The organism is Leisingera sp. S132, assembly GCF_025144465.1.
Taxonomy (GTDB): Bacteria; Pseudomonadota; Alphaproteobacteria; order Rhodobacterales; family Rhodobacteraceae; genus Leisingera.
Map to the genome: position 1 here is coordinate 3,818,731 of NZ_CP083553.1, position 9,359 is coordinate 3,828,089.

The 9,359-nt window shown below is 59.9% G+C and carries 13 protein-coding genes; 4 read left to right on the plus strand and 9 right to left on the minus strand.

Going from position 1 to position 9,359, the window contains the following annotated elements; translation table 11 throughout:
- Nucleotides 1-66 precede the first annotated feature (66 nt).
- Both secB and K3725_RS18805 read right to left on the minus strand, forming a co-directional pair.
- Complete coding sequence (gene secB / locus K3725_RS18800; protein ID WP_260016759.1) at nt 67-555, minus strand: protein-export chaperone SecB; 489 nt, start codon at nt 553-555, stop codon at nt 67-69.
- 56 nt (nt 556-611) lie between these two features.
- Nucleotides 612-1,112: an FxsA family protein gene (locus K3725_RS18805; protein WP_260016760.1), complete on the minus strand. Its 501-nt coding sequence runs from the start codon at nt 1,110-1,112 to the stop codon at nt 612-614.
- 114 nt (nt 1,113-1,226) lie between these two features.
- Between K3725_RS18805 and K3725_RS18810 the strand changes: the two genes are divergently transcribed.
- From K3725_RS18810 to K3725_RS18820, 3 genes are read left to right on the plus strand one after another with little or no spacing between them, the layout of a single operon-like run.
- Nucleotides 1,227-1,883: a Tim44/TimA family putative adaptor protein gene (locus tag K3725_RS18810; protein ID WP_260016761.1), complete on the plus strand. Its 657-nt coding sequence runs from the start codon at nt 1,227-1,229 to the stop codon at nt 1,881-1,883.
- Entirely contained in the window at nt 1,880-2,932 is a 1,053-nt protein-coding gene (locus K3725_RS18815) for a murein transglycosylase A (RefSeq protein ID WP_260016762.1), read from the plus strand. The genes K3725_RS18810 and K3725_RS18815 overlap by 4 nt, the downstream gene beginning before the upstream one ends.
- Nucleotides 2,933-3,520, plus strand: a complete 588-nt coding sequence (locus K3725_RS18820; protein WP_260016763.1) for a Smr/MutS family protein — start codon at nt 2,933-2,935, stop codon at nt 3,518-3,520. It abuts the gene before it with no gap.
- Nucleotides 3,521-3,526: 6 nt separating this feature from the next.
- Here the strand turns inward: K3725_RS18820 and K3725_RS18825 are convergent, their stop codons facing one another.
- The 4 genes from K3725_RS18825 to hslV all read right to left on the minus strand — a co-directional run bounded on the left by K3725_RS18825 (nt 3,527) and on the right by hslV (nt 7,683).
- Nucleotides 3,527-4,642, minus strand: coding sequence for an alpha/beta hydrolase (locus tag K3725_RS18825; protein WP_260016764.1), 1,116 nt, complete (start codon nt 4,640-4,642; stop codon nt 3,527-3,529).
- 81 nt (nt 4,643-4,723) lie between these two features.
- Nucleotides 4,724-6,034, minus strand: coding sequence for an ATP-dependent protease ATPase subunit HslU (gene hslU, locus K3725_RS18830; RefSeq protein ID WP_260016765.1), 1,311 nt, complete (start codon nt 6,032-6,034; stop codon nt 4,724-4,726).
- 13 nt (nt 6,035-6,047) lie between these two features.
- Complete coding sequence (locus K3725_RS18835; protein ID WP_260016766.1) at nt 6,048-7,118, minus strand: hypothetical protein; 1,071 nt, start codon at nt 7,116-7,118, stop codon at nt 6,048-6,050.
- A gap of 1 nt (nt 7,119) precedes the next feature.
- On the minus strand, nt 7,120-7,683 hold the full coding sequence (gene hslV, locus K3725_RS18840; RefSeq protein WP_260016767.1) for an ATP-dependent protease subunit HslV: 564 nt from the start codon (nt 7,681-7,683) through the stop codon (nt 7,120-7,122).
- Nucleotides 7,684-7,904: 221 nt separating this feature from the next.
- Here hslV and K3725_RS18845 point away from each other — a divergent pair, with 221 nt between their 5' ends.
- The gene (locus tag K3725_RS18845; protein ID WP_019295331.1) at nt 7,905-8,096 is read left to right on the plus strand and encodes a DUF1127 domain-containing protein; all 192 of its coding nucleotides are present in this window, start codon (nt 7,905-7,907) and stop codon (nt 8,094-8,096) included.
- Nucleotides 8,097-8,149: 53 nt separating this feature from the next.
- Here K3725_RS18845 and K3725_RS18850 read toward each other — a convergent pair whose 3' ends face one another.
- From K3725_RS18850 to trxA, 3 genes are all read right to left on the minus strand, one after another.
- Complete coding sequence (locus tag K3725_RS18850; RefSeq protein WP_260016768.1) at nt 8,150-8,521, minus strand: Lin0512 family protein; 372 nt, start codon at nt 8,519-8,521, stop codon at nt 8,150-8,152.
- Nucleotides 8,518-8,865 (minus strand): Lin0512 family protein, encoded by a 348-nt coding sequence (locus K3725_RS18855; protein ID WP_260016769.1) that lies wholly within the window; start codon nt 8,863-8,865, stop codon nt 8,518-8,520. The genes K3725_RS18850 and K3725_RS18855 overlap by 4 nt, the downstream gene beginning before the upstream one ends.
- 150 nt (nt 8,866-9,015) lie before the next feature.
- The gene (trxA, locus tag K3725_RS18860) at nt 9,016-9,336 is read right to left on the minus strand and encodes a thioredoxin (protein ID WP_019295334.1); all 321 of its coding nucleotides are present in this window, start codon (nt 9,334-9,336) and stop codon (nt 9,016-9,018) included.
- Nucleotides 9,337-9,359: the final 23 nt, after the last annotated feature.

Below are 9,359 nucleotides of genomic sequence, written 5' to 3' on the forward strand. Positions count from 1 at the left end.
GCAGATGGCACAAACAAAAAACGCCGCTGAATGTCAGCGGCGTTTCCTAAAGTAAACTAGACCTGCTTACTGTGTGGGGGCCGCTGCTGCCGCTTCGGACTGGCGTCGGGCCAGCTCGTTGCGGTAGATCGCCACAAAATCGATGTTGTCCAGGTTCAGCGGCGGGAAGCCGCCGTCGCGGGTCACGTCGGAAACGATGCGGCGCAGGAACGGGAAAGTCATGCGCGGGCATTCGATCAGCAGGAACGGATGCAGCTGGTCTTCCGGAATACCGACGATGTTGAAAACACCAACGTATTCCAACTCCAGCACGAACAGGACGTTGCCGCCTTCCTTGTTCTTGGATTCCACGGTCAGCTTGGTGACAACCTCGTACTGGTTCTCTGCCGAGCGTTTCTTCGCATCCAGGTTCACCTGTACGCTGACGTCAGGCTGAACTTCGCCGCCGGTGCCTTTTTGCGCCATCACGTTCTCGAACGACATGTCGCGGATGAACTGGGCCAGAATGTTCATCTGGACTTGCGGCTGCTGCTGCGCTTCGCCGTTTTCGGCCATGGGGATACTCCTGAAAATATACTTTGAAACGTGCTTAACAGCTTGGTTCAGGCAGCTCAACGGGGGCCGTCAACCCAGCCTGAAGTGCCGCTTGGGCGCTGACCTGGGGTCACATCTTTGTAATCGCCATCAATGACATCATCCGGCCTGCCAGAGGTGCCGGGATAGTGGCGGCTCTGCATGCTGCCCGGTCCCATCTGAAACTGAGCCACAGTGATACGGGCGCGCAAATAGCGGTAAACCGCCAGCCGCACAGGTGGCATCAGAAGAGCAAAGCCAGCTGCGTCGGTAAAGAAACCAGGTGTCAGCAGCAAAGCGCCGGCAAACAGGATCATTGCTCCATGTGCCAGCGGTTCCGCCGGATCGGACAGCTGTTGAAAGGATGACCGCAGCTGTCCCATTGCTATCCGCCCCTGGGTTTTGACCAGCCAGGTGCCCAATACTGCGGTCAGAACCACGATGGCCAGGGTCGGCCACAGGCCGATGGCGCCGCCGACCTGAATAAACAAAGCAATTTCAATGATGGGAACCATCAGAAAGGCCAGGAAGAGATACATGGGGTTTCCTTGCGATCATACGTCCGGGCGGTAGACTTGCTCCCGCCCGTCACCTACATAAGGTCTGATCGCTTTGGTTTCAAACAAAGCACGAACGCCTAGCATGAGGTATCCATGGAGTCGCCTGTGATTCAGCTATTGGTTCTGGCCGGTATTGCCGTGTTTCTGATCCTGCGCTTGAAAAGCGTTCTAGGAACACGCGAAGGGTTCGAAAAACCGCCGCTGCCAAAATCCGAAGCCAAAAGCCGCCGTCCGGATCTGGAAGTGATCGAAGGCGGCCCGGACCGTGACATCACCGATTATGTCGCTGAAGGCAGTCCGCAGGCGCAGGCCTTGGCGTCCATGAAACGGGTTGAACCCTCGTTCCAGGTTCAGGACTTTGTCCAGGGCGCCCGCGGCGCTTATGAAATGATCCTGATGGGGTTTGAGCACGGCAACCTGGATGAAATCCAGCCCTTCCTGGCCGAGGATGTGTTCGACAGCTTCGTCGAAGCTGTCGCGCATCGCGAAGACCAGGGCCTTAAGATCGAGGCTGAATTCATTGGCGTGCGTGAAACATCGCTGGCAGACGCGCAATTTGATGCCCAGTCGGGACGAGCCGAGATCACCATGCGGTTCGTCGGCGAGCTGACCTCGGTTGTGCGGGACCGCGGCGGCGACATCGTCGAGGGCGACCCCAAGGCGGTGAAACGCCAAAAGGACACCTGGGTCTTTGCCCGCAACATGGGCAGCGACGATCCGAATTGGCAGCTTGTCGCGACGGACGCATGATTGCGGCGCTTCGGGGGGCACTTGGGGCAGCTGCGATTGCAGGTGCCGCGATGACCGCCTCCGGGGCGCACTCCGAAACTGTGTCCAGCATTCTGGAATTTTCCCAGCTGGATGGCTGGGAAAAGGATAACCACGCGGCTGCGCTGGAGGTTTTCCTGGGAACCTGCCAGGACCTCAAGGACCCTGACTGGGCGGCCTTGTGCAACGCAGCACAGTCCCAGCCAAAAGAAGGTGCAAAGGCCTTTTTTGAGTTGTTCTTCCGTCCGGTTCTGATCGAAGACGGTAACCCTGCCTTGTTTACTGGCTACTTCGAGCCAGAACTGAGTGGCTCCCGCTATCCCACGGGCCGCTTCCGTTATCCGGTTTACAAGATGCCGCCCGAGGCACGGGGTGACGGCTTGTGGTTGCCGCGGCGGGATATCCTGACCAGCGACGTGATGCAGGGCCGGGGTCTGGAAATCGCCTGGGTCGATGATCCGGTGGAGCTGTTCTTTCTGCAAATCCAAGGATCCGGTCGAATTCGCTTGCCTGATGGCTCCACAATTCGCGTGGGCTATGGCGGGGCCAACGGTCATCCCTATAAATCCATCGGTCAGGAACTGGTGCGCCGCGGCGTCTACAACGCCCACCAGGTGAGTGCCCAGGTGATTAAGTCCTGGGTGCGCCGCAACCCGGCCGACGGCAAGGAACTGTTGTTCCACAATCCTTCCTATGTGTTCTTCCGGGAGGTGCGCAAAGTTGCGGCGTCCAAGGGGCCGCTTGGCGCGATGAACCGGTCTGTCACACCAATGCGCACCATTGCCGCCGATCCTGCCTACACCCCGCTCGGTGCGCCGGTCTGGGTGGAAAAGGACGGGCATATGCCGCTGCGGCGGCTGATGGTCGCGCAGGATACCGGCTCTGCGATCAAGGGCGCACAGCGGGCCGACATCTTTGTCGGAACAGGTGATGCAGCGGGCGAGACCGCTGGCACCATGAAAGACCCGGGCCGGATGGTGCTGCTGCTGCCGATCCAGCGGGCCTATGCGATGCTGCCGGAAGACATTTGAATGACACGGCGCAAACTGACAGGCGACGAAATCGACCTTTGGCACAAGGTCGTGAAGCACACAGAGCGGTTGCATCCGGGTGCGCATTCTTCGCCGCCAGCTCCGCCGATGCCCAAACCCAAACCGGTCAAGCAGCCGGAGCCGCGCATGACCGCGTTTGAGATTGGCAGCCGGGCCAAGGTGAAACCCCTCAAACACGATCTGAAACCAACGATAGCCCGCAGCCTTTCCAGTGATCCGCTGCAAATGGACGAAAAGGCCTTCCGCCGCATGAAGCGCGGAAAGATCCGGCCGGAAGGTAAACTGGATCTGCATGGCATGCGGATCGACACTGCGCATCCTTCTCTCACGCGCTTTATCTTGTCGGCACAGGCGTCGGGAAAGCGGCTGGTGCTGGTGGTAACCGGCAAGGGAAAGGACCGGGACGAGCCGGGTCCGATGCCGGTGCCGCGCGGTGTCCTGCGTCACAAGGTGCCGCAGTGGCTGGCCCTGCCGCCTTTGTCGCAAGCCGTCTTGCAGGTCACGCCGGCCCACATCAGCCATGGCGGAGAAGGCGCCTACTATGTCTATCTCAGGCGCAGCCGTTAAGGGAATTCACCGATTGTCCGACGGGGGGCCGTCCAGGGCGATTTCAATTGCGTTGTCCCGGACAATGACTTGACCGGGCAAAAGCCTGCGCAGACGATCCTGATCACGGTCAAAGGTTTGTGCTGTTTCACGCGCACCGTTCAGCAGCGCCAGCAGCGCTGGCGAGGTCGCAGCGACAAAATGCTGGGATTCCGCTTCATCAGCAAAAGCTGTCGTATCAATAATCTCCACGGGGAGATCACTGATCTCCTCTGCATTGTTCAGGTTGCCGAGCCTTGCACGCCCGTTCAACCCGCGCAGCCGCTGCGACAGGGTCAGGATATTGTCCTTTTGCGAAACGAAAATCGCAAACGGCTGCGGGACTTCTGCAAAGCGGCTCATTTGCGATTTGAAAACATCCACGTCCAGATCCGGTGACATCAGCACCACGCCGCCCAGGTTACGCGCGGTCCACCCTGGCGACTTGATCTCGATCTGCCGCAGCGCCTCCATGGTGAGAAGCCCGCCCATCGAATGTGCCACGACAACAACCCGGCTAGCGCCGAAGCTGCGCAGCTTGCGCAGCAGAGACTCCAGACCGTCACGGGCGAACAGAACACTGTCACCGTCATAGGCATAGCCAAGCGCCTTGCCTTTGCTGGGCCAGGAATAAATGACAGTTGCACCGGGAACATTCAGGTCATGTGTCAGCTGGGCGGCTCTGAACGCTGTTTCCGCCTGGGTGGAATTGAAGCCGTGCACAAAAACTGTAACGTCCCGCTCATTGGCTGGAAACTTGGCCAATTCCTGTTGCAGCCTGGAAGAAAAGGCGGCCTCAGTTTGAAATTTCCTGCGGCCCGCCATAGTGAACTCAGCCGAAGGGTCCGGATTTGCGTAACCGAATTTCAGAGAGCCGGGTGTGTGTTCGGGCGGAATTGAAACTGTCAATTCAAGCAGGCTTAAACCGTCGGTTCTCTCGGCTCCGAACGTGCCATCGGGCAAGGGTTCCCGGTTTGTAGCTGCAAAGACAGTTGCGGGTTGTCCAACGTCCAAGGCTTCAGGGACTGTCGGCGAGTAGGATCTGTCCGCACAACCTGCCAGCCAAATCAGTAAAAAAACGCAAACCGCGCGCAGATCCTGCATGGTGCCAGCCCCCAAACTCAAATGGCGGCAGGCTATCCGACCTGCCGCCATTGTCCAGTGGCTGTGCCTGATGATGGCGGTTTACAGCACGTAACGGCTGACATCCGCAGACTGGCCAAGCTCGCCCAGGTTCTTTTTGACAAAGGCTGCGTCAACCGTGACGGCCTCTCCAGAGCGGTCCGGCGCCGTGAACGATAGCTCTTCGAAGACACGTTCCATCACGGTATAGAGCCGCCGTGCGCCGATGTTTTCCACTGTCTGGTTCACCTCGGCCGCAATCTTGGCCAGTGCAGCGATACCGTCCTCCGTGAAAGTCACTTCAACTTCCTCGGTCCCCATCAGCGCTGTGTACTGTCGCGTCAGCGCGTTGTCGGTCTCGGTGAGGATGCGGACAAAGTCCTTTTCGGTCAGTGGCCTGAGGTTCACCCGGATTGGCAGGCGGCCTTGCAGTTCCGGCAGCAGATCGGACGGTTTGGCAATGTGAAATGCACCTGAGGCGATAAACAGAATATGGTCGGTCTTGACCGGCCCGTGCTTTGTGCTGACGGTGGTGCCTTCGATCAGCGGCAGCAGGTCGCGCTGCACGCCTTCGCGGCTGACATCTCCGCCACGGGTTTCCTGGCGGGCGCAAACCTTGTCGATCTCATCCAGGAACACAATGCCGTTCTGTTCGACGGCTTCCAGAGCAGTGCGGGTAACGGTTTCGTCGTCCAGCAGCTTGTCGGCCTCTTCGCCGATCAGCACCTCATAGCTTTCGGAAACGGTCATCTTCTTGCGGGTGGTGCGCCCGCCCATCGCCTTGCCGAACAGGTCGCCCAGGTTCAGCATCCCCATGTTACCGCCGCCGGGCTGGCCTGGAATTTCGAACATGCCCATCGGATTGGAGTTGTCGGCCACATCAAGCTCGATCACCGTGTCGTCGAGTTCGCCCGCCTTCAGCTTTTTGCGGAACATTTCGCGGGTGGCTTCACGGGCATCGGTGCCGGCGATGGCTTCCACAACGCGGTCCTCTGCAGCCTTGTGGGCGTTGGCCTTCACGTCTTCGCGCATGTACTCGCGGGTCTGAGCAATGGCGCTGTCCACCAGGTCGCGGATGATCTGTTCCACGTCACGGCCGACATAGCCGACTTCGGTGAACTTGGTGGCCTCCAATTTGATGAAAGGTGCCCGCGCGAGCTTGGCCAGGCGGCGGGAAATCTCGGTCTTGCCGACGCCGGTGGGCCCAATCATCAGGATGTTCTTGGGATATACCTCGTCGCGCAAGTCGTCGGCCAGTTGCTTGCGCCGCCAGCGGCTGCGCAGCGCTACTGCTACGGCACGCTTGGCTTCCTTCTGGCCGATAATAAAGCGGTCCAGTTCGGAAACGATTTCGCGCGGGGTCAGATCAGTCATGGGTCTTTCCGTTTCAGTGTGAGGGCGGCAGCCGGTCAAGTGGCAGCACACCGGTCAAGGGGGTAAGCATGGCCGCTCGGATGCGGCTCCAGAAGGCGCCGAGGGCAACCAGAAACACACCAAGCGCCAGTATGGTGATGGCGGTGCCTTCGCCGTTGAACACGGCGCCGGCCAGGGTGACGCTGTAGCCGATGGCGGCAATCAGGAAGGACCGGCGGTCGATGATGATTGCGATGAGGGCAAACAGTACAAGGACGGCAAACAAGAGAAGATTTGAACTGGAGGTTCCATTGTCCAGAAGGCTGAGAGCAATGGTGTTGACCAGGGCTGGCGCGGCAACGACATGCAACCAGAACCCTTGCGCTGATCGCCTGGTGACGCGGTGCGGATCGCTGAGGTCAAACCCCATGGCAACGGCAAACACCGCCAACCCAACCGCCAGGGTGATCCAGGCAAACGAACCTGTGGCTGACAGCAGGAACAGATCGCCAATCCCTGTCGGGGTGCCGGCCTGAATGGCGCCGGACAGCAGCGCAAAGGCAAAGACTCCCAGCGCAATCAAAGCCATAGCAAATGGCACCCGGAAGCGCAGCCAAAAGAGCGCGATGGCCGCTGTTGTCAATGCCAGGGGCAGCGGCAGGCTTCCATAATCGTTCTGGGCAATCATGAAGGGCTGGCTAAACTGGGCATTCAAACCGGTGCCCGCATTGATGGCCCAAAGCAGCGACAGCGCAATCGCCGGCGCCACCATGCGGCGACGGCGGATGAAGTAGCCGGACAGACCCCATAATACGACGGCGCCGACGATGGCGGCCGTTACGGTCTTTCTTTGATAGTCGCTCGGAGATCCGCTCAGATCAATTGCGATGAAACCCACCCAGCCCGAGGTCAGGATCAGCAGGCCGATGACGATGAAAATCTCGTTGAAACCTTTGAACAGCTCAAAAGGCTCATCTCCGGGGGCGAGGTCTTCACGTGCCCCCCGCCGGCTGTCTGCCAGCGCCAGTAATGACGCCGCCTGTGCCTCGCTTACCAAACCTGACCCAACAGCGGCCCGCAGGTCATCCTGACCTATCCGGCTCATCTCAGCCGTCCTGGCCGATGGTTTCCACCGTCAGCCTGCCATTGGTATAGACGCAGATGTCGGCGGCGATGGCCATGGCGTCGCGGGCCACGGTTTCGGCGGATCTATCGCTGTCCATCATGCCGCGGGCCGCAGCCAGGGCAAAATTGCCGCCGGAACCGATGGCAGCAACATCATGCTCAGGCTCCAGCACGTCGCCGGCGCCGGTGATCACGAACATGTCGGTACCGTCGGTGACGATCAGCATCGCCTCCAGTTTCTGCAGGTATTTGTCGGTGCGCCAGTCCTTGGCCAGTTCAACACTGGCGCGGGCCAATTGCCCGGGGGTGGCTTCCAGCTTGGCTTCCAGACGTTCCAGTAAGGTGAATGCATCCGCGGTAGAGCCGGCAAAACCCGCCACCACATCAAAGCCGCCAGGCGACAGGCGCCGCACCTTGCGGGCGGTGCCCTTGATCACAGTCTGCCCCAGCGACACCTGGCCGTCGCCGGCAATGACAACCTGCCCGCCCTTCTTGACGCCGATGATGGTGGTGCCGTGCCAGCCGGGGAATTGATCGTCTGCCATTTATGCCTCCGTTAAGTTGCCCCCTATATGGAACCATCCCCCCGCCGGCACAAGGGAGCGGGCCGGATCGTGGGCATTGCAACGTCCGCATGGCATTTTGCTGCTATGCAGAAAGCGCAAGGCGGGGCTGTTGAACCGGCAATTGCGGGACTCAGCTGCGCATCCTACATGAGGCTCACAACCGGCACAGGGTCGGCTGTTTCTTAGAAGGATATGCGCAAATGACGACCGCAAACATTCATGCGCCGCTCGGAGCAGTCACCGTTCTCCGCGTGGTCGATGCTATGACCAATGTGAAAACCTCCATCGTGGAGTGGTATGAAGCCCGCGAGACCCGCAAGGCTCTGGCCCGGCTGACCGATGCACAACTGGATGACATTGGCATGAGCCGGGCTGACATCGCCAAGATCTGAGACTAAAATGGTCGAAGACATTGAATGAGCCGCCCAGAAACGGGCGGCTTTGTTCATTTTGGGGCTGAGATTTTGTATATCCGGGCCTGGTCCGGCAGCCAGGCCTCGACTGCCGCTGTAGCCACCACATGGCGGCTGCCGGCTTCTGCATCCTCCACATCCAGCCCGCCCTTGACGGCACGCACGCTGGCCCTGCCCCGCGGCAGATCCTGCGCCACCAGATCGCAATCAACTGCCTCCGGCTGCTGCACCCCGATGGTCACATCAACGCGCATTTCGCTGTGATCGATACCAAGCTTGGCGAACAGGGTGATCGACGAATGATGCAGCGCGTCCTGCACCGCACGGCGTGCAGCCTTGGTGTAATCCTGACCGTAAAGGTCGTTGCCGGTGCCCATTTCCAGGATGATGCGTTTCTCGCTCATTCCGCTGCCTCCATGTCAAAGGATACAACCACGGCCGCATTGGCAATCACCGTGCGTCCGCCATGCGGCTTCCCGATGTCGAGCCCGCCTTCCACCACCCGGATGCTGGGCTGGCCGTAGGGGAAAATCTCCAGCAGCGCCTCCGCGTCCACCGCCTCCGGTTTCTGAACGCCGATCTCGGCTTCGATGATCATGTCTTCCTTTTGGAAATCGAACAATTCCGCCATGCTGACGGAGTTGTGCCACAGCGCGTCCTTGATCGCGCGGCGGGCGGCTTCGGTATAGTCCTCGCGCCTCAGCGACGTGCCCATGCCGAATTCCACCAGTACCCGTGTCTTTGCCATTTTGCCTCCTTTACCTGTCCAAGGCGAACCGTCGCAGGGTATCAGCGCAAAGGACAGTGCCAGTTTGCTGCCGGCCGGTACGCCAGCGCTCAAAACAAAAAAGGGCCGCCCCGACAGGGGCAGCCCTTGGAAATCCAATTTGGATCCGGCTCAGATCGACTCTTCGATCCAGCTCTGCAGCGCGGCCTTGGGGGCGGCGCCGGCGCGGTTGGAGATCACCTGGCCATCCTTGAAGATGAACAGCGCCGGAATGCCGCGCACGCCCATGGCAGCAGCGGAGTTCGGGTTGCTGTCAACGTCGACTTTGGCGATTTTCACCTTGCCGCCGAATTCCGCGGCCAGCTCTTCCAGAGCAGGGCCGATCTGTTTGCAGGGACCGCACCACTCGGCCCAGAAATCCACCACAACGGGGATATCGGAATTCTTGACTTCGGCGTCAAAGGTGGCGTCGGTGACGGCTACGGTGGACATATGCATGTCTCCATGAGTGTGTG